The organism is Pseudoalteromonas sp. bablab_jr010, assembly GCF_016464105.1.
In the GTDB taxonomy this organism is placed as follows: Bacteria; Pseudomonadota; Gammaproteobacteria; order Enterobacterales; family Alteromonadaceae; genus Pseudoalteromonas; species Pseudoalteromonas simplex.
In genome coordinates, this window is the sequence record NZ_JACDWV010000045.1 from 39724 (window position 1) to 59259 (window position 19536).

The following is a 19536-nucleotide window of genomic DNA, read 5'->3' on the forward strand; positions in this document are numbered from 1 at the left end:
TTTTGAGTATGCGGCTTCGAGCAATTACAGTAACTGAAATTGATCAGCATCTAAGTGAGCAGGAAACGCTCTTCGAAAGTCATCAAGCGGTGATTTTTCTAAGCGCTGAATAATGATACCCGATTGGCCATCTTCGAGCTTAGCCAAGGTGTCACCTTTAAAATCATAAACGGCAGTTCCACCACTGTGGGCAACATTATTACCATCAGCACCAATGCGATTGACACCCACGACATAACACAGGTTTTCCATTGCGCGTGCTTTTAGCAGGGTATCCCAGACATGGCGACGAGCTGCTGGCCAATTAGCTACGTTGATCATCACATCGTAGTCGTTGCAATTACGCTGAAATACAGGAAAGCGTAAGTCGTAACACACTTGCGGCAAAATGCGAAAATCATTGATAGCGAATACCTCGCGATGCTCGCCTGCTGCGACGAAATTGCCTTCGTTACCTAAACAGAATAAATGGCGTTTGTCGTAATACTTCACTTCGCCATTTGGCCAAACCCAATAAAAGCGATTAGCCTTTTTGTCGTCTTTTGCAACTAAAACAGAGCCTGCAACCACAGCATTTTTTTGCTTAGCTGTGGCTTTTAACCAGCTAAGTACCTCGCCTTGTTCTGGTTCGCTGCAATCTAGATTAATCGCAAAACCCGTGGCAAATGTTTCTGGCAAGACAATTAAATCAACTTGCTCGTTTAAACTGTTAAGCTGCTCAGTAAAGTGCGCAAGGTTAGCGCTTTTATCAAGCCAATGCAGTGATGACTGCACTAAAGCTAAGGTTAAAGTTGGCATAAAATCTCCGCGGCACATTTTAATGTGTCATCATTTTTAGCAAAACATAAACGAATCACTTTGTCGCTGCTTGCACTGTTATAAAACACACTGAGTGGTACAGCTGCAACACCCGCTTGCTCAACCAACCAATGGCAAAACTCAACATCATCAAGATCAGACACATCACTGTAATCGAGTAGTAAAAAGTAGGTACCTTCACTTGGTAATATTTTAAAACGGCTTTGCGCTAACGCTTCGATGAGCAAGTCGCGTTTTTGTTGATAAAAATGACTTAGCTCATCAACATGCTCAGGCTCTAACTCAAGCATATCGGCTAATGCATGCTGAGCAGGCGTAAAGCTTGAAAAGGTCACATATTGGTGAATTTTACGAAACTCCACCATGAGCTGAGCGGGTGCTACACAGTAACCCATCTTCCAGCCGGTGCTGTGAAAGGTTTTACCAAAGCTTGAGATCACAAAACTGCGTGCAAATAACTCAGGGTCGATCAGCGCACTTAAATGCAAAGCACCATCAAAGGTAATGTGCTCATACACTTCATCACTAATTACATATAAATCATGCTTAGTAACAAGCGCTTTAAGGGCGTTAATATCTTCTGTTTTAAAGATTTTACCGCTTGGGTTATGTGGCGTGTTGATGACGATGACACGTGTTTTTTCTGTAATAACATCAGCTACGGCTTGCCAATCGATTTTGTAGTCTGGCGCATGCAAAGCAACATGAACTGAACGACCGCCTGCAAGTTCAATTGCCGGCTGGTAAGAGTCATAAGCGGGGTCAAACACCACCACTTCGTCACCCTCTTTAACAAGCGCTTGAATTGCTACGAATAATGCCTCTGTTGCCCCTGAGGTGACGGTAACTTGTTGCTCGTAATTTATGTTGTTATGGTATTTTCTAGCAATCAAAGCTGCTATTTGCTGCTGTAGCTTTGCAACCCCACTTGAAGGCGCATATTGATTTGCTCCCTCAAGTACATAATGATTGAGCTGTTTTTTTAGTAATTCTGGTGCATCAAATTCAGGAAAACCCTGAGATAAATTAAGCGCTTGGTGCTTATTTGCTAGAGCGGTCATTTGACTAAAAATACTGGTGCCTAAATTCGGCAATTTACTTTCAAACACAGAGGTTCCTTAAAGATGGTTTTGCGCCCGAAGCGATGCTATCATTGCTTAAAACAGATGTATAGCCGTCTAAATAACTTTTAGAATGTCGAGGAATATATGCATAACAATACCGCTATTTCAGAACTAATTGAAGCTGGTAAATGGGTAAGCCAACGTGGCTGGGTCCCTGCTACTGGTGGTAACTTTTCAGCCCGCACTGCAAGCGGTTATGTCGTCACAGCAAGTGGTTTCGATAAAGGTCAACTCGGCACTCATGCATTTATTGAATTTGATCATGAAGGCAATCGTACTAAAGGCTCTGGCAATCCATCAGCTGAAACTGAGCTACATTTGAATATGTATAAGCTTATCCCGTTAGCTAAATTTGTTTTGCACACTCATTCTGTTGCGGCAACCGTGTTATCTCGTGTGATCAAAGGCCACGCTATCAATTTGCATGGCTACGAAATGCAAAAATCTTTAAGCGGTATCAAATCGCACTTAGATACCTTAACTATTCCCATTTTTGATAATGACCAAGACATTGACCGTTTAAGCTTACTAGTCAGTGATCATCACCTTCACACCCCTATTGAGCATGCCGTATTAATTCGTGGCCATGGTTTATATGTCGTTGGTCGAGATATCAAAGAAGTACTTCGTCATTTAGAAGGGTTAGAGTTTCTATTTAGCTGTGAGCTTGAGCGCCTAAAACTAGAAGGTATTCAAGCTGGAGTTCAGCCATGATCAAAGCAATTTTAACTGATATTGAAGGCACTATTACCCGCATCTCATTTGTTAAAGACGTATTATTTCCTTACGCGGCAGGGCAATTACCTGAGTTTGTAAAATCACATCAAACAGACCCAGAAGTTGCAGCCCAAATTGAGGCCGTTAAAGCACACATTGAACAACCCGAAGCCGATATCGACACGGTTATTAGTCATTTAATTCATTGGATTGAAACTGATCAAAAAATTACCCCACTCAAGCAGTTGCAAGGCTTAATTTGGCAAACGGGCTACGAAAGTGGTGATTTTACTGGCCACCTTTACCCTGACGCTTATGACTTTTTACAAGCCCAAAAACATGCTGGTAAAAGTTTATATGTCTACTCATCAGGCTCAGTAAAAGCCCAGCACCTGATTTTTGAGTTTTCTGATTATGGTGATGTTAGACCTTTATTTAGTGATTACTTCGACACTAAAGTTGGCGCAAAACAACAGCAGAGCTCTTATGAAAATATTATTGCCGAGCTGCCATTTGACGCTGCCGAAGTATTGTTTTTAAGCGATGTGGTGGCAGAGCTTGATGCTGCCAAAGCTGCAGGCCTTGGCACTTTACACCTTGTTCGCGATGGACAAGCAGTAAGCGACGCTCACCCATACATTAACGATTTCACAGCATTTAGTGCGGAGCTTTTAGCATGAGCCAATTAACTATTTTTAATGATAACAACGCAAACAACATACTGTTTCATAGTGAAGACTTAAGCGCGATTGCCAGTGAGCTGAATGCGGTTGGCGTTCGCTTGGAGCAATGGCAAGCAACAGCACAGATTGACCAAGATACCAGCCATGACGCTATTTTAACTGCCTATGCTAACGATATAGAGCGCCTTAAGGCTGAAGGGGGTTATCAAACAGTGGACGTTATTTCGCTTGCTAAGGGAAGTCCAAATGCCAGCGAACTACGCAGTAAGTTCTTATTTGAACATACACATAGCGAAGATGAAGTTCGTTTTTTTGTGAAAGGCCAAGGTTTATTCTGCTTACACTTAGGCGACAAAGTGTATCAAGTGCTTTGCCAACAAGGCGACCTAATTTCAGTACCAGAACTCACACCACATTGGTTTGATATGGGCAGCGACCCTGAATTCACAGCAATTCGCTTATTCAATAATACCGAAGGTTGGGTCGCTAAAAGCACTGAGTCAACTATTGCTACCAACTTCCCGCTGCTGGATTAACATGGAAAAGCTATTCTCGTACGGTACCTTACAGTACCCGCAGGTTCAGCTTGATACCTTTGGGCGTTTGCTCGAAGGTCAACCTGCTACGCTAACTGGGTATGTCATTGGTGAAGTCGAGATCACCGACGAAGCCGTGCTTAAAAGTAGTGGTCAACGTTTTCACCCGGCGTTAATCAAAACAGGCAAACAAAGTGATATTGTTAATGGCACTATTTATTTAATCACTAAACGTGAGCTCAATCAGGCTGATGCTTACGAAGTAGATGATTATCAACGAATCGCAGAAACATTCCAATGTAACAACCAAGCTTGGCTATATGTTGCAAAAAACAGCCTTTAATTTACAAATATAAAACAAAAAGACCCAAATCAAGAACAAAAGCTGTTATTATCTTCCCTATCAAAATTAATATTTTTTAGTTAAAGGACTAAACATGGGGTCGGCATTTTCACCCTTACGCGATACCGTTATTTATGTGGGTGAGTGGCAATTTAACACTCAGCAGCAAACCATCAGCGATGGCACTCATAAGCGTGAACTAGAACCTTTATTGTTTAAATTGCTGTGTTTCTTTATTGAGCATAATGATCGCATTATCACTCGCCAAGAGCTGGTTGAGAATATTTGGCAACAAAGTTTTGTTGATGACAATGCTATTAACCGTGCCATCTCTGAACTAAGAAAAACTCTCAAATCAGAAAAGCAGCCCGGGCAAACTATTAAAACCCATTACCGCAAAGGTTATAGCCTATTTATTAAAGTTAAGCCTCTTGAGCCCACCCCCATTTCAGACCCACAAATAACAGAAGATAAAAACACAGAACATAAAGAAGCTGAAACTCCAGTTAATACAACTCCCCTTAACGTGCAAAAAGCGCATTCTTCACGCTGGCCATGGTCTTTTGCGGCCTTAGCGCTTGGTTTATTGATTGCGGCTATTTGGTTGTTCTTACAGCAACCTAAAGTAAATGATGAAGCACAAAACGAAGCGCCATTTTTAGACCTGCAAGCCGAAACGATTTCATGGCATAAGGGCACTCACTATCAATTATTGCTAAATCACGACAAAACGCAGCTTGCCTATGTGCTGCAAAATGACAATCAGCATATTTATGTTGTCGACTTAACGACAAAAAAAGAGTACTCAATTACATCTGGCGCTGTCTTTTTACAGGGCTGGTCTGAAGATGGCGAGCGGCTATTTTATAGTTCATGTGAAAACAGTGACTTCAATGATTGTAGTGCTTGGCAAGCAAGCAATTTGCTATCAAATGAAGTATTACTAAAGCCAGTTACAAATCAATCTATATTAAATATCACACCAGATCAGTACATTGAAATTGGTAATACGGCAATTACAAGACGTAATAATTACCGTGGCTTAACTCACCTATCTGCTCTGTATGCGCAAGACTTAAAGACCGGTGAAGAAATTCGCATTACATCACCTAATATTACTGGCACTGGCGATTATATTTTAACAACACTTAAAAACCCCAACCGTGTTATTTTTGAACGCCACAATGTTGGCCAAGCAGAAATTTATATAGCGAATTTAGACGGTAGCTCACTCAAACTTTTAACCACCAACGAATACCGAGCTTGGGCTGCAACTTATGATAAACAAACTAACTCGCTTGTTTGGTATAACCGCGGTAAATTAACTATTGAATCATTTTCATTTGATACCATGAGTCGGGGACAAGCCATTAAAGCCCCAGTAAAACGAGCAAATTACGCTTACCCTCTTAATAAACAAAGTGTACTGATCAGCACTGATTTACACGACAGTGATGCGGCTATATTTGACATAAAATCAAAACAAATGAGCTATATTGCCACAGCTAATAAGCATGAAGGTGATTTGGTCGCCCTAACTAATAATGATGTCTACTTCGCTGATCTTGAATACTATAAACGACAGCACTGGCTCAGAAAAAACAACCAATATATAGATATAACCGACAAAATTGGTGAAGATACCACCATTATTTCTGCAAATAACGACAGCAGTCAGCTGGTGAGTTTTAATAAAAGCAATCAAAAGCTAAGCTTATTAAATGCCAATGACTTTTCAGAAGTTAAACACTGGACACTACCAGGAAACAGCAAACTAGCAGCAGTCAGAGGTAATAAAATTGCAGTAATCTTTACCGAGCTTAGTAACCAGCAAAACCAACTAATGATTTTGCACACCAACAGCGATCAGGTTGTCAAAAGCACCATCGACACCCCATTGGCAATTGCTTGGTATGATGATAATCAGCTAATCGTCCATTCTAAATACGGAAAATATTTGCTTTTAGATAGTGACAGCAATACTTATAGTGAGCTGATAACTCCTGACAAACTAATAGAGCTAAAGCCTTCAATTATCACTATGACAAGCAACCATCACAGCTTATATATTGCCACAAATAATGAAATTTATAGTATTGACTTGGCAAACATACAAAATGTTGATCTAGCAATGAAAATGCGGCCCTTACACTATATAACGCATATCAATGCGAGTAATGACAAGCTGGCGATTTCGTTACTAACCGCAAATAGTCAAAATAGCATTGAGCTCTACACTAAAAAAAGTGCTGAGTAATTTTCTATTTTAATTGCTTTAGAATACCTTGCTCGATATCAGATTGGTTATAAACGCCGCTATCGAGCACCCAGCCTGTGACTAGGCTAGCCGGTGTAACATCAAATGCCGGGTTATAAACCTTCGCGTTAGTTGGTGCCCATATTGCTTCGCCAAAACTGCCACTAACACCGCGCACTTCATTAGGGCTGCGTTGCTCAATTTCGATATTCGCACCACACGCCGTTTGTGTATCAAGTGTCGTAAGTGGCGCAACGACATAAAATGGAATGTTATGGAAATGCGCTAACACAGCAAGGTTATATGTACCTACCTTATTAGCAAAGTCACCGTTTGCAGCAATACGGTCTGCACCTACAAAGATTTTATCTACTTTGCCCGCAGCCATTAAACTCGCCGCCATGTTATCGCAAATCAAGGTATAAGGAATTTCCCAGCGCTCAAGCTCAAAAGCCGTTAAGCGGCCGCCTTGCAGTAGCGGTCTCGTTTCATCAACCCAAACATGAATATCACCGTGGCGTTGCTGCGCTTTATGAATAACCCCTAATGCAGTACCGACACCCGCAGTCGCTAACGCACCGGTATTACAGTGCGTTAAAATGTTATCACCTTTATCAACCAAGGCAGCACCACGTTCTGCCATGCTATCGCAAAGGGCAATATCTTCTTTAAATAACTGCTCAGCAGTAGAGGCAACAGCTGCAACATAATCAGTCTCTACAAGCGCTACGCGTAACTTGGCCATGCAGTGCATAAGGTTAACGGCGGTTGGGCGTGTTGCTTCTAGTTCATCTATAGCAACCGCAAGTGCTGATTGACTCATGCCCTGCTCGGCTAGGTGTGCAACCAATAAGCTAGCACCTAAGCCAATTAAAGGCGCTCCCCGGATTTTCAAAGTCAGAATCAAATCTTTCATCGTTTCAACATCGTTACATACATGCCAATGCTGTTGATGTGGTAACAAATACTGATCAAGCACGGTTAGCGTACCTTGCTGATATTTAATACTGCTGGCGATGAGATCTTGCATACTGAATCCGAATAACTAATGAATAACTAATTTATGTGAATAGTTATTTTACATCAGTTTTGATAACTAACAAGCTAGATGTATGGACATCTAAACGGTTACAGGTATAGAATGCTCAAAGTTAATTGTATTACGAGATAGAGCCATGGCTAAATACACTGCCTTTAATGCAGAGCATGCTGTTGATTACATTAAAGAACTTGTTAAAAGTGAACTAATTTCAGTCTTCCCTGCTGATGCAGCACTGACTGCATACGAGTTTGGAGATGGAAACTTAAACTTAGTTTTTCGGGTTGCTGATCAGCACAACAACAGTGTAATTCTAAAGCAAGCACTCCCTTATGCCCGCTGCGTAGGTGAGTCATGGCCATTATCGTTAGACCGCGCCAGAATCGAAGCCGAAGTATTGATTAATCATGGTAAGTTATGCCCAGAGCATACCGTGGCGATATTGCATCACAATGTAGAGCTGGCATTAACCGTGTTAGAAGATTTAGGTGAGTTACAAATTTTACGTGGCGCACAAATCAACGCAGAGCAATTTCCCTTATTGGCAAGTCATGTTGCGCTCTACTTAAGCCGAACAGGCTTTTATAACTCAGATTTTTACTTATCTGCTGAAGATAAAAAAGCCAAAGTCAGTCAATTTATTAACCCTGATTTATGTAAGATCACAGAAGACTTATTTTTCACTGATCCGTACATTGAGCATGAGCGCAATAATTTCCCTGCAGAGCTTACTGAGCACGTCGAAAGTATTCGTAATAATGATGCTTTAAAATTGGCCGCTGCTAAATTAAAAGCGAAATTTTTATCGTGCCCGCAAACTTTATTGCATGGCGATATGCACAGTGGCAGCATTTTTGTTGATAGCAAAACCACTAAAATGATCGACCCAGAGTTCGGCTTTTTTGGCCCTGTTGGCTTTGATATCGGCTCATTTATGGGTAACTTGCTACTAAATTACTGTGCCCAAAACGCCCGTATTACAGAGCAAGCAAAGCGCCGTCAGTATCAAACCCATTTATTAACTTGCTTACAAGACTGTTATAGCCAATTTGAGCAACATTGGTTAAACCTAGCAAGCAGGGAAGCAACTGATATTAGCTTTGCAAACCGCGCCTTTAGCGAAGATTACTTACAACACGTATTGCGTGATGCGATTGGCTACTGTGGCGCTGAACTTATTCGCCGTACTATTGGTTTAGCCCATGTTGCAGATATAGACGGTATTGAAGATGCACAAGCTCGTTTAGCAGTACAACAGCAAACGCTCGTACTCGGCGAGCAACTGATGCTCAATGCCACAAGCTGTAACAATAAAGACGAGTTCTTTTCGTTGTTAATCAGTTTATTAAACTGATAGTCAAAAAGTAAAAAGGCGCTTAATGCGCCTTTTAATTATTCAACTCAACTAGATTATTTATTGTAGTGCTCATACATTTTATCGAGCGGCTCTGATAAACCATTTTCTTGTACCACTCGCACATGCTGGCGAGCTAACTCGCGGGCACTTGATACACCACATGAATGAGCAATCAGCCCTGCACCATAATGAATAAACTTATTATAATTGGCGACACGTTGTGCCTTATCGGTCACATCTAGGCCCCGCTGTAAGCGTTCATTATGAGTCGTAATACCGGTCGGGCAGGTATCTTTATTACATTGTAGAGCCTGAATACAACCTAACGAAAACATATGACCACGCGCCGACACAATAAAATCAGCACCCAGCGCGAGTGCCCAAGCCACTTTTGACGGTACGATTAGCTTACCCGATGCAATCACTTTCACTCGTTCTCTGAGACCATGTTTTTTTAGCAAGTCAACAACCAAAGGCAGGCTCTCTCGTAGCGGTAAACCAACTGAATCCATCAAGGGTTGAGGGGCAGCGCCCGTTCCACCGTCGGCACTATCAATAGTGATAAAATCAGGGGCAGATTCAATACCACGGTTATTTATTTCACTAAACAAGGTTTCGAGCCAAGTGTATTCACCAATAACCGCTTTAAAACCGGTTGGTTTACCTGTGGTACTGCGTACCGTTTCAATCATATCGAGTAAATCTGCTGGGCATTTAATCTCTGGGTGACCATTTGGACTAATCGAGTCATGCCCTTCAGGAATACCCCGAATTTTTGCAATTTCAGCAGTCACTTTGCGCCCTGGTAACATACCCCCTTTACCGGGTTTAGCACCTTGACTCATTTTAATTTCGAACATTTTAACTTGTTCGTGCTCAGCAATCGCTTTGAGTTTTTCGGTGCTTAATTTACCGTGCTCATCTCGTACACCATATTTTGCCGTGCCAATCTGAAACACAATATCGGCGCCACCTTCAAGGTGGTAAGGGCTGAGCCCTCCTTCGCCGGTATTCATCCAACAGCCGGCTAATTTTGCCCCTCGCGATAATGCGCGAACAGCGGGCTTAGATAATGCGCCAAAGCTCATACCTGAAATATTAAATAACGAGTTTGTTGTATAAGGAGCTTGGCAATAAGGCCCTAACGTGACTTCGCTTGGATCAAGTGCATCTTCATCTAAAGTCGGAAACGCACAGTTCATAAACATCACAGTGCCCGTTGCATCAAGGCTTTGGGTTGAACCAAAGGCCGTAGTACGGTCAACATTTTTCGCAGCACGATACACCCAGCTTCGCTCAGCACGATTAAATGGTAGCTCTTCCCTATCCATGGCAAAAAAGTATTGTCGGAAGAATTCACCTTGGCGTTCAAAAAAATAACGAAAGCGACCGATCACCGGGTAATTACGGCGAATCGCCTGTTTAGATTGCGTCACATCACTAATGTAAAAGCACACAATCACCAGCAAACCTATACCGAGTGCAAAAATAAACAAGCTGGCAAATACATCGATACTAAAAATTATAAAATCACTCATCCAAGGCCCCTTTGTGAAATGACATCCTTCAAAGCATATAAGGTGTTTATATTACGTGCAATAAACAAAAAGGCGTGATGTAAATCACGCCTCTTCTTTTATACTGCTATACAGCTATGCTGCTCGTTTTGCTAATTCAGCTTTAATATAAAGTTGAATTTGCTCTTCAAGCACTGACATTGGCACTGAGCCATGACGCAATATTTGATGGTGGAATTCGCGAATATCGAAATCTGCACCAAGTGCTTGCTCAGCTTCGTGGCGTAGACGTTTAATAGTTAGCTCACCAATTTTGTATGACAACGCTTGTGCAGGCCATGAGATATAACGATCAGTTTCTGTCTTCACATTATGCAATGAAAGCGCGGTGTTTTCGCTCATAAACTTCATTGCACGCTCGCGGCTCCAGCCATACATATGCATACCTGTATCAACCACTAAACGTGCCGCTCGCCACATCTCATAAGTTAAACGACCAAAGTCACTGTATGGGTCTTGATAAAAGCCCGCTTCGATACCTAAAAACTCCGAATATAAGCCCCAACCTTCACCAAATGCCGACAAATATGCATTACGGCGATAACTTGGTAATGACTCAAGTTCAGCATTTAGCGAGATTTGTAAATGATGCCCAGGTACTGCTTCGTGTAAAGTTAATGCTTCAAGTACATACAACGGGCGCTTATCTAACGCATAGGTATTAACCCAGTAATAACCTGCTTGGTCATCACGGCGAGAGCCTGAGTAACGACCCGTTGTATATTTAGGTGCAATGCTCTCTGGCACTGGCGCAACACCGTACGGCATTCTTGGCAAGGTGTGGAATAACTTAGGTAACTGCGCATCCATTTTCTTGGCAATGTAAGACGCTTCTTTTAGCAAATCTTTTGGTGTTTTTGCGTAAAATTGCGGATCAGTACGTAAAAAGTGCACAAAATCAGCAAACGAGCCTTCAAAGCCTACTTTCTCGATAATTTTTTCCATTTCTGCGCGAATACGCGCGACTTCTTGTAAACCCAGCTCATGGATTTCTTTTGGCGTCATATCTGTGGTGGTGTAGTACTTAGCGCGATTTTCGTAAAACGCTTTGCCATTCGGCGTACTTGAAATACCAATATCTGTACGTGCACCCGGTTGATATTCATTGTTAAAGAAGGTTAAGTAACCTTGATATGCCGGAATAACTTGTTCTGTGATAATGGTTTGCGCTTGCTTTTGTAGCGCTGCAAACTCGCTATCACTTAGGCCTGCCGTGTTATTTAAAAATGGTTTGTAGAATTCAGACTTAGTAGCATCATCAACAATATAAGCCGTGATTGAGTCTTGATAACCTTCTAAAACAGCCTTTGGCTGGGTTAGGCCCACTTCAAGCCCCTTTCGCATCCAGCCAATATTTTGCGAAAAATAGCGAGGAATTTGCTGTAATTTAGCGAGATATAGCTGGTAATCTTGTGGTTTTGTGTAATCTGAGCTGGAGATCATAAATGACAAGCTAGAATGGAACCCATATTCAGATGTCAGCGGCATATAGTGCGCATTAAACACATATTCATCGACACTATTTTGCACTTGGCCGCGTAAAATAGTCAGGTTAATGCGATTTTCTTCCGATAACTTATCACGGTCGATAGCGTCTAGCTCGGCAAGTAACTCTGTATTCTTTTGGTATTTTTGTTCTAAAAATTCAGCCGATAGATTTTCTAATAAATAACCATCAACGCCATTATCTTTACCATACGGGCTGATGCTTTGGCGATAATTAACAATATTTTCGGCTACTTGAGTAAATTGCTGATCAGCATCAATATTTGTTACTTGGCAAGCGCTTAAAGTACACGCTAAAGCAACCGCAATAACAGAACGATTTAAAGTTCGCGACAGTGTTTGTTTCATAGCATTCTTTTTAGTTTTAATCAGTATCGCTAAAGTAGCGCAGCACTGGCTAAAACCCAAACAAATGCGACCAAGCTCAGGTTAAATACGCTCAAATTAACAACGGTGTATAAATAAGAATGAGCAAGGTTTAAGCAATTTTTAATTACACTTGTTAAAGTTGTTGAGAAAATCAGCTAATAGACACAAACGAAACAAATTTAAGTTCCAAAGTAAGCGATTTTGCTTTTAAATAGGCTGATTACAGATTACTGTAGACTCAGTATTTATGCTTGGAAGCAGCTATACCTTACGGAAGAGATGATTAATTGGTTGATATGCGTATTTAGTGGTATTGAAAAATGATGTTCCATGATCCCATGGCTATTGCTCAAGAAAAAATGACAAAGGTATGTATCTTTTTAGAACATCATGCATTACCGCCGTCACCACTTAACTACCAAGTTGTTTACACCTACGTCAGCCAGTCTAACCCTAAACTTAACGCCGCTATTGACCGTGCCATCGCACAAAGAAAAACCATCGATTGTGTCTATGTAGAACAGCTTTATTTCGATTTTATAGAGCAAGGGCATAAAATGAAAACCGCCATTGTTCGCAACGTTGACTCAGTAATTAACACCCTTTCGCGAAATGCTAACAATAACGAGCAAAATATTGTGCGCTTTGCTGATCAAGTCACAGAATGTGTTCATTCAATTGATGAAAACAATATTGAGCAAACGCGTCATGCATTAAAAATGCTCAGTAAGCAATCTGAAGTCCTGCTCAATCAGCATCGTCAATTTAAGCAAGAAATAGCAAAAGCCAAATCACTACAAGAAAAAACCCAAAAACAGCTCACTCAATTACGCAAACAACACATCACCGACCAACAAACCGGCTTATACAAGCGCCATTACTTAAATCAACAAACTCAACTTTGGGTCGGCCAAAATAAAGCGGTTTGTGCTATCTCTATTCACATTGAGAACTTAAACCATTTTATTGAAAACTATGGTGATGTGATTGGTGAAGTAATTTTAAATAAAGTCGCCAAGCAGGTGCAAAAATACGTACAAGAAAGCGGCTTACCTGGGCGCACAAGTAAAGATGAATTTACCATCTTACTTGCTGATATTGAGCCTGAAACTGCCAACTTAATAGCCGAAAAAGTACGAAATGGTGTCGAAAAGCTGCGCTTTGTCAGCTCAAAAAATGGCACCAAACTCCCCGCTATTACCTTAGCCCTAGGTATCGCTAAACATGAAGGCGATGGCGACTTTAACAGCTTAGCCCGTAAAGCCTCTTTAGCAGCTGCGAAAGCCAAGTCGCTTGGGCAAAGTAGTTTTATTGCCGGCCAGTAAAGTTTAAACCTGTGCTAAATCATGAAAAGCAATGCTAATCTGATGATTTAGTTATAATCAAATTGCACCCCACAGCTACAATCAAGTACACTAGTCTTTATTGCCACGATAGAGATTAATCATGAACGAGAATCAAGAAAAGACCACGCATTTTGGCTATAAAACCGTTGCTGAAAACGACAAAGCATCAATGGTTGCAGATGTATTCCACTCAGTCGCTGCAAAGTATGACGTAATGAATGATCTAATGTCGTTCGGTATTCATCGTTTATGGAAACGCCAAACTATTGCAAGTTCTGGTGTTCGTAAAGGTCACTATGTATTAGATCTTGCTGGCGGTACAGGCGATTTGACCGCTAAATTTAGTCAGTTAGTGGGTGAAACAGGCCAAGTTATCTTAGGCGATATCAACTCTTCAATGCTGAAAGTTGGCCGCGAGAAACTGCGTAATCTTGGTCGTGTTGGCAATATTGAATATGTACAAATGAATGCCGAAGCATTGCCATTTCCTGACAACAGCTTCGACTTAATTACGATTGCCTTTGGTCTTCGTAACGTGACCGATAAAGATAAAGCTCTACGCTCAATGTATCGTATTCTTAAGCCTGGCGGTCGTTTACTTGTGCTTGAGTTCTCAAAACCAGAACAAGAAATACTGAGCAAAGCTTACGATTTCTACTCATTTAATATCTTACCTAAGATGGGTGAGCTGGTTGCGAATGACAGCGAGTCTTATCAATACCTTGCTGAGTCTATCCGTATGCATCCAGATCAAGAAACATTAAAAGGCATGATGGAAGATGCGGGTTTTGAACAAACCAGTTATCAAAACCTTACTGGCGGTATTGTTGCCCTTCACCGTGGTTTTAAATACTAAAAACTCTGTAAATTAAGTAGGTAACGCGATGTTAGCAAACGCTCTGTTATCACTCGTCGAACGAATCATTAATCAACTGCTGCAGTTAGACCCTCATTTAAAGGGTAAGCTTGCAGCAATTGCTGATAAACAGCTGTTGATTGAGATACGTGATTGGCAACAGTCAATTTTGTGCGTTTACAGCGACGAGCAAATTCACTTATACAGTACGCAAGAACGCAGTTTTGACTGCATGATCAGCGCCGATATCAACACCTTGTTAGCGCTTAAAGATCCATCAATGCTCACGCAACTCATTCGCCAAGACAAGCTCGACTTACAAGGCGATTTAAATCTTGCGCAAGGCTTTAGCAATGCGTTTGCTGAGCTTGATATTGATTGGCCAGAACATTTTTCTCGATACATTGGCGATGCCCCAGCACAACAGTTGTGGCTCTCTATTCAAGCTTTAAAACGTCGTGGTTCACAAACGAGAAGCAAGTTAGAAAATACCTTAACAACGCTTTGCCAAGATGAGTTAGCAGTGACCATAAATCCTCTTGAACTTGCTGAATTTAAACAGCAAAATCGCCAATTAAAAAGCCAAGTATCTCAATTAGAGATGCGAATTAACGCGCTGTTACAGTCACGCTAATGCGCTAAGGAACTTGTGTGTCGTCTGCTCGTCTTTATTACATCACTAAAACCCTACTGAGCTATGGCTTAGACGAATTAATTCCACGTAAACGAGTGCCTTGGTTTGCCAAACTCGCCCGTGGCAGCTTATTTTGGTTACGTAACCAACATAAAGATAAACCTGCAGGTATGCGCTTAAGACTTGCATTGCAAGAGCTCGGCCCGGTGTGGATCAAGTTTGGTCAAATGCTTTCTACACGCCGTGATTTACTGCCGCATGATGTCGCATTAGAGCTTGCACTGCTACAAGATCAGGTTGAACCTTTTGAAGGTGAGCTTGCCCAGCAACTGATCGAAAAGGCGCTCGGTATTAATGATATTAGTGAATTATTTAGTGATTTTTCGCAAACACCTTTGGCATCAGCCTCGATTGCACAAGTTCACACGGCAACCTTAATAGATGAGCATGGCGCACCACAAGATGTGGTGATTAAGGTCATTCGCCCTAACATTAAAGAGCAAATTGATGCCGACTTAATGCTAATGCAAAAAGTCGCACGCTTAGTGGCTAAGTTATTAAAAGAAGCCAAACGTTTACGCCCTATAGAGGTAGTAAACGAGTACAAAAAAACCTTGCTCGATGAGCTCGACTTAATGCGTGAAGGGGCGAATGCGATTCAGCTACGCCGTAACTTCGAAGACTCAGATTCGCTCTACATTCCCTTTGTTTATAGTGACTACAGCCGCAGTAACGTATTAGTAATGGAGCGCATTTATGGTATTCCGGTATCAGATACCGACGCATTACTGGCACAAAATACCAATATGCAGCTACTAGCTGAGCGTGGAGTCGAAGTATTTTTCACACAAGTATTCCGCGACAGTTTCTTCCACGCTGATATGCATCCGGGTAATATCTTCGTTTCACGTGAAAACCCTCATAACCCAAAATATATCGGCATTGATTGCGGCATTGTGGGCACCCTTAATCGTGAAGATAAACGCTATTTAGCAGAGAACTTTATTGCCTTTTTCAACCGTGATTACCGCCAAGTAGCGCAACTGCATGTTGATTCTGGCTGGGTACCCGCCGATACCAGCATTGAAGAGTTTGAATTTGCCATTCGTACTGTGTGTGAACCAATTTTCAACAAACCACTGGCCGAAATCTCTTTTGGCCACGTGCTAGTTAACCTGTTTAATACGGCTCGTCGCTTTAATATGCAAGTTCAACCGCAATTAGTGTTACTACAAAAGACGCTGTTGTATGTTGAAGGCCTTGGCAGACAACTGTATCCGCAGCTTGATTTATGGAAAACCGCTAAACCTTTTCTAGAAGATTGGGTCAAAGAACAAGTTGGTCCGCTTGCAGTAATGAAAAAAATGTATGCGAACTTGCCATTTTGGGCAGAAAAAATGCCTGAATTACCTGATTTAATTTATCAAAACTTAAAGCGTCAACAACAACCTGTACAATTGCCAGCGCCGCAATCTGCTAAGCCTTTGTTACTTAGTATCTTTGCTGGTAGCTGTTTAATAGTTTCAGGCTTATGTTATTTACAGCATGACTTAGTCGCCAGTGTAATTACCGCAGGCTTTGCTATAGCAGGCTTTATTGCAGCATGGCGAAGCGCATAAACTAAGTGCTATTTATGTTTTGGTGGGTATAATCAAGGCAAGTCTATTCAATAAATTTGATAAAAACGGAGTAACCCATGGGTTTTGGTGGTATCAGTATTTGGCAATTAATCATTATTTTAGCAATCATCGTGTTGTTATTTGGCACAAAGAAACTTCGTGGCATTGGCGGTGATTTAGGTAGCGCAGTAAAAGGCTTTAAAAAAGCCGTGTCTGATGATGACCAAACTAATTCCAAAAGCGAGCAAATAGAGCAAGCTTCTAACACGCAAAGCAAAGAAACCGTAGAGAAAAGCAAAGACGACCATAAGGCTTAATCAACATGGGGATGTGGGAACTTGTTGTCGTACTTATCGTAGGTCTGATTGTGTTAGGCCCTGAGCGCTTGCCTGTGGCAATTCGTACAGTTAGCCGCTGGGTAAAAACATTAAAGTCAGTCGCCAATTCAGTGAAAGCTGAAGTGAACGAAGAACTCCGTATCCATGAGCTTCACGAGAACTTAAAAAAAGCAGAACAGCAAAACTTGCAAGAGCTCACACCAGATCTGCAAGATTCTGTAAACGAACTTCAAAAGGCTGCTCAGTCAGTTACCCACAGTTATAAAAAAGACACACCAGAAAAAGCAGAAACTAACAATAATGACGAAAAAAAGTGAATTTAATCTCTGCTTTTGTGGTCAATAACAATGATGATGAATAGTAAATTATGACCGAGCAAGCTCACACAGGCTTTGTTGGCCACTTGATTGAGTTACGAAACCGACTCATGAAAGCTTTGTTAAGCATTTTGCTAATATTTATCAGCTTGGTGTATTTTGCCAACGATATTTATAGCTTTGTTGCAGCTCCACTGATTGCAAACTTGCCAAGCACTGCCACCATGATCGCAACGGATGTAACAGCACCTTTTTTTGCACCGTTTAAACTCACCTTATTTGTGGCGTTATTTGCTGCTATTCCCATGATACTGCATCAAGTTTGGAGCTTTATAGCACCAGGTTTGTATCAACATGAAAAGCGCATGCTAATGCCAATTTTGGCCTCAAGTATCTTGCTATTTTATAGTGGTATCGCATTTTGCTACTTTGTGGTGCTACCTATTATTTTAGGGTTTTTTACTAATACTGGCCCTGATATGATGACATTAGCACCTGATATTAGTAGTTATTTAAGTTTTGCTTTAAAACTGTTTTTTGCTTTTGGTATTGCGTTTGAAATACCTGTTGCCATCATGCTGTTATGCTGGAGTGGCGCAACAACAACGAAAAGTTTAAAAGAAAAACGACCTTATATCGTGGTAGGTGTATTCGTGGTTGCCATGTTCTTAACACCTCCTGATGTACTGTCACAAACATTACTAGCATTACCCATGCTGTTATTATTTGAATTAGGTTTAATTTTGGCTGCATTCTATACCGCCAAACCTCAACAGGAATCCGAGGAATAAAATGAAAAAACAACTCATTCCCTTCGTTGCTCTTTTAACTATTGCTGGTACTGCACAGGCAGACGAAGTTAACTTACAAGCATTGCAAGCCTGTACTTTTGTTGAAAATGATTTTAACCGCTTACTTTGTTACGACAACGTAATGGCAGGTAAATCACTTTCAAAACCGGCTACAAAAAAACAAATTGAGCAACCTGTAACTAGCTCAGCAGCTCCTGTTGCCGCAGCAGCCGCAACAAGTGAACAAGCTCTAAAAACAAAAAATGAAGACTTTGGTTTAGAACACAAAGAAGTTGCAAAAAAAAATGATGACGAAATAACCGCAGTGGTTAAGAGCGTTAGAAAAGCGCCTTACGGGGAGCTGATTATAGAACTAGAAAACGGTCAACAGTGGCGCCAAGTAGGCTCAGATAGAATGAAGCTAGAGGTGAGCGACAAAGTCATAATTGAACGAGGCGTTTTCAATTCATTCTTGTTAAGAATCGAAGGGCAAAACCGTTCAATTCGTGTTAAGCGTACTGACTAATGAACTATTCGCTAGTTGATGCTGGCGTCAATTTAAGCAATCATCAATTTGATGATATTCATCAAGCTGTGTTACAACGTGCCGCAGAGGCAAATGTAACACAGATGCTTCTTATTGGCTGCGATCTGCAAAGTAGCCAAGCCTCTCTTAAACTCGCCAAACAGTTTAAGCAATTTTGCACAGCTGGGGTCCACCCTCATGATGCAAAAACTGCAGATGATCAGCTTGAAGCACACTTAACAACTCTCAGCCAACACCCTGAAGTGGTTGCAATTGGCGAGTGTGGCCTCGATTACAATCGTGACTTTTCTCCTCGCGATGTTCAGCGCAGCGTTTTTAGACGCCAGTTACAGCTTGCTGAGCAACTAAATATGCCTGTGTATTTGCATGAGCGAGATGCCAGCGAAGATATGCTCGCAATCTTGAGTGATTACAAGGTACGAGGCGTACTACACTGCTTCACGGGTGACGAAAACGCACTCCAAAGTTACCTAGCAATGGGGCTTTATATCGGTGTTACGGGCTGGGTCTGCGATGAACGCCGTGGTGAACAACTACAAGCCTTAGTACCAACTATCCCTTTAAATCGCTTGTTAATTGAGACTGATGCGCCCTTTTTAATGCCGAGAAATATTAGGCCTAGACCTAAAACTCGCCGTAATGAGCCTCAGAACCTTCCTTATGTATGTCAGCAAATTGCTGATTTAAAAGGCTCAGAATTTACTGAAGTGGCAAAACAAACTACACTAAACTTTCAGCAATTATTTTCCATAAAGGGTTAA

General features: G+C 41.4%; 20 protein-coding genes. 15 read left to right on the forward strand and 5 right to left on the reverse strand.

Features of this window, described 5'->3' with window-relative positions:
* Positions 1–24: 24 nt before the first annotated feature.
* Positions 25–798, reverse strand: coding sequence for an amidohydrolase (locus tag JIG37_RS02115; RefSeq protein ID WP_138599069.1), 774 nt, complete (start codon positions 796–798; stop codon positions 25–27).
* A complete protein-coding gene (locus JIG37_RS02120; RefSeq protein WP_199528599.1) occupies positions 786–1928 on the reverse strand; it encodes a methionine aminotransferase in 1143 nt (380 codons plus the stop codon). Before JIG37_RS02120 ends, JIG37_RS02115 begins: the two co-directional genes overlap by 13 nt.
* A gap of 99 nt (positions 1929–2027) precedes the next feature.
* On the opposite strand from JIG37_RS02120, the gene JIG37_RS02125 reads away from it, so the two are divergent.
* The 5 genes from JIG37_RS02125 (at position 2028) to JIG37_RS02145 (ending at position 6479) form a co-directional block, all read left to right on the forward strand.
* Positions 2028–2657 (forward strand): methylthioribulose 1-phosphate dehydratase, encoded by a 630-nt coding sequence (locus JIG37_RS02125; protein ID WP_138599071.1) that lies wholly within the window; start codon positions 2028–2030, stop codon positions 2655–2657.
* Positions 2654–3340, forward strand: a complete 687-nt coding sequence (mtnC, locus tag JIG37_RS02130; protein ID WP_138599072.1) for an acireductone synthase — start codon at positions 2654–2656, stop codon at positions 3338–3340. The genes JIG37_RS02125 and mtnC overlap by 4 nt, the downstream gene beginning before the upstream one ends.
* The gene (locus tag JIG37_RS02135) at positions 3337–3879 is read left to right on the forward strand and encodes an acireductone dioxygenase (RefSeq protein WP_199528606.1); all 543 of its coding nucleotides are present in this window, start codon (positions 3337–3339) and stop codon (positions 3877–3879) included. Before mtnC ends, JIG37_RS02135 begins: the two co-directional genes overlap by 4 nt.
* Position 3880: 1 nt before the next feature.
* Positions 3881–4222, forward strand: coding sequence for a gamma-glutamylcyclotransferase family protein (locus JIG37_RS02140; RefSeq protein ID WP_054552356.1), 342 nt, complete (start codon positions 3881–3883; stop codon positions 4220–4222).
* Positions 4223–4316: 94 nt separating this feature from the next.
* Positions 4317–6479 (forward strand): winged helix-turn-helix domain-containing protein, encoded by a 2163-nt coding sequence (locus JIG37_RS02145; RefSeq protein ID WP_138599074.1) that lies wholly within the window; start codon positions 4317–4319, stop codon positions 6477–6479.
* Between the two features lie 4 nt (positions 6480–6483).
* Here the strand turns inward: JIG37_RS02145 and mtnA are convergent, their stop codons facing one another.
* Positions 6484–7509 carry an S-methyl-5-thioribose-1-phosphate isomerase gene (mtnA, locus tag JIG37_RS02150; protein WP_199528608.1) on the reverse strand — a complete coding sequence of 342 codons (1026 nt, stop codon included), beginning with the start codon at positions 7507–7509 and terminating at the stop codon, positions 6484–6486.
* Between the two features lie 145 nt (positions 7510–7654).
* Here mtnA and mtnK point away from each other — a divergent pair, with 145 nt between their 5' ends.
* Complete coding sequence (mtnK, locus tag JIG37_RS02155) at positions 7655–8872, forward strand: S-methyl-5-thioribose kinase (protein ID WP_138599076.1); 1218 nt, start codon at positions 7655–7657, stop codon at positions 8870–8872.
* A 56-nt stretch (positions 8873–8928) separates the two neighbouring features.
* Here mtnK and JIG37_RS02160 read toward each other — a convergent pair whose 3' ends face one another.
* Positions 8929–10413 (reverse strand): FMN-binding glutamate synthase family protein, encoded by a 1485-nt coding sequence (locus JIG37_RS02160; protein WP_138599077.1) that lies wholly within the window; start codon positions 10411–10413, stop codon positions 8929–8931.
* 114 nt (positions 10414–10527) lie between these two features.
* Positions 10528–12306, reverse strand: coding sequence for a DUF885 domain-containing protein (locus JIG37_RS02165; RefSeq protein ID WP_138599078.1), 1779 nt, complete (start codon positions 12304–12306; stop codon positions 10528–10530).
* Between the two features lie 359 nt (positions 12307–12665).
* Between JIG37_RS02165 and JIG37_RS02170 the strand changes: the two genes are divergently transcribed.
* The 9 genes from JIG37_RS02170 (at position 12666) to JIG37_RS02210 (ending at position 19536) form a co-directional block, all read left to right on the forward strand.
* Positions 12666–13652, forward strand: coding sequence for a GGDEF domain-containing protein (locus JIG37_RS02170; RefSeq protein ID WP_054552347.1), 987 nt, complete (start codon positions 12666–12668; stop codon positions 13650–13652).
* 121 nt (positions 13653–13773) lie between these two features.
* Positions 13774–14529, forward strand: coding sequence for a bifunctional demethylmenaquinone methyltransferase/2-methoxy-6-polyprenyl-1,4-benzoquinol methylase UbiE (gene ubiE, locus JIG37_RS02175; RefSeq protein WP_054552346.1), 756 nt, complete (start codon positions 13774–13776; stop codon positions 14527–14529).
* Between the two features lie 28 nt (positions 14530–14557).
* Positions 14558–15163, forward strand: coding sequence for an SCP2 sterol-binding domain-containing protein (locus tag JIG37_RS02180; RefSeq protein ID WP_138599079.1), 606 nt, complete (start codon positions 14558–14560; stop codon positions 15161–15163).
* A 17-nt stretch (positions 15164–15180) separates the two neighbouring features.
* Positions 15181–16782, forward strand: a complete 1602-nt coding sequence (gene ubiB, locus JIG37_RS02185; protein WP_054552344.1) for a ubiquinone biosynthesis regulatory protein kinase UbiB — start codon at positions 15181–15183, stop codon at positions 16780–16782.
* Positions 16783–16859: 77 nt separating this feature from the next.
* Positions 16860–17099 (forward strand): Sec-independent protein translocase subunit TatA, encoded by a 240-nt coding sequence (gene tatA, locus JIG37_RS02190; RefSeq protein ID WP_054552343.1) that lies wholly within the window; start codon positions 16860–16862, stop codon positions 17097–17099.
* A gap of 5 nt (positions 17100–17104) precedes the next feature.
* Positions 17105–17437, forward strand: coding sequence for a Sec-independent protein translocase protein TatB (gene tatB, locus JIG37_RS02195; protein WP_054552342.1), 333 nt, complete (start codon positions 17105–17107; stop codon positions 17435–17437).
* Positions 17438–17487: 50 nt separating this feature from the next.
* Positions 17488–18228: a twin-arginine translocase subunit TatC gene (gene tatC, locus JIG37_RS02200; RefSeq protein WP_063700986.1), complete on the forward strand. Its 741-nt coding sequence runs from the start codon at positions 17488–17490 to the stop codon at positions 18226–18228.
* A gap of 1 nt (position 18229) precedes the next feature.
* Complete coding sequence (locus tag JIG37_RS02205) at positions 18230–18754, forward strand: hypothetical protein (protein ID WP_054552340.1); 525 nt, start codon at positions 18230–18232, stop codon at positions 18752–18754.
* Positions 18754–19536, forward strand: coding sequence for a TatD family hydrolase (locus JIG37_RS02210; RefSeq protein ID WP_138599080.1), 783 nt, complete (start codon positions 18754–18756; stop codon positions 19534–19536). Before JIG37_RS02205 ends, JIG37_RS02210 begins: the two co-directional genes overlap by 1 nt.

Coding starts and splice junctions, on each gene's coding strand:
- tatA (WP_054552343.1), top strand. CDS start 16,860: ATGGGTTTTGGTGGTATCAGTATTTGGCAATTAATCATTATTTTAGCA.
- mtnA (WP_199528608.1), bottom strand. CDS start 7,509: ATGCAAGATCTCATCGCCAGCAGTATTAAATATCAGCAAGGTACGCTA.
- JIG37_RS02115 (WP_138599069.1), bottom strand. CDS start 798: ATGCCAACTTTAACCTTAGCTTTAGTGCAGTCATCACTGCATTGGCTT.
- JIG37_RS02140 (WP_054552356.1), top strand. CDS start 3,881: ATGGAAAAGCTATTCTCGTACGGTACCTTACAGTACCCGCAGGTTCAG.
- JIG37_RS02145 (WP_138599074.1), top strand. CDS start 4,317: ATGGGGTCGGCATTTTCACCCTTACGCGATACCGTTATTTATGTGGGT.
- JIG37_RS02125 (WP_138599071.1), top strand. CDS start 2,028: ATGCATAACAATACCGCTATTTCAGAACTAATTGAAGCTGGTAAATGG.
- tatC (WP_063700986.1), top strand. CDS start 17,488: ATGACCGAGCAAGCTCACACAGGCTTTGTTGGCCACTTGATTGAGTTA.
- JIG37_RS02135 (WP_199528606.1), top strand. CDS start 3,337: ATGAGCCAATTAACTATTTTTAATGATAACAACGCAAACAACATACTG.
- JIG37_RS02205 (WP_054552340.1), top strand. CDS start 18,230: ATGAAAAAACAACTCATTCCCTTCGTTGCTCTTTTAACTATTGCTGGT.
- mtnK (WP_138599076.1), top strand. CDS start 7,655: ATGGCTAAATACACTGCCTTTAATGCAGAGCATGCTGTTGATTACATT.
- JIG37_RS02180 (WP_138599079.1), top strand. CDS start 14,558: ATGTTAGCAAACGCTCTGTTATCACTCGTCGAACGAATCATTAATCAA.
- JIG37_RS02170 (WP_054552347.1), top strand. CDS start 12,666: ATGGCTATTGCTCAAGAAAAAATGACAAAGGTATGTATCTTTTTAGAA.
- mtnC (WP_138599072.1), top strand. CDS start 2,654: ATGATCAAAGCAATTTTAACTGATATTGAAGGCACTATTACCCGCATC.
- ubiE (WP_054552346.1), top strand. CDS start 13,774: ATGAACGAGAATCAAGAAAAGACCACGCATTTTGGCTATAAAACCGTT.
- tatB (WP_054552342.1), top strand. CDS start 17,105: ATGGGGATGTGGGAACTTGTTGTCGTACTTATCGTAGGTCTGATTGTG.
- JIG37_RS02210 (WP_138599080.1), top strand. CDS start 18,754: ATGAACTATTCGCTAGTTGATGCTGGCGTCAATTTAAGCAATCATCAA.
- JIG37_RS02160 (WP_138599077.1), bottom strand. CDS start 10,413: ATGAGTGATTTTATAATTTTTAGTATCGATGTATTTGCCAGCTTGTTT.
- JIG37_RS02165 (WP_138599078.1), bottom strand. CDS start 12,306: ATGAAACAAACACTGTCGCGAACTTTAAATCGTTCTGTTATTGCGGTT.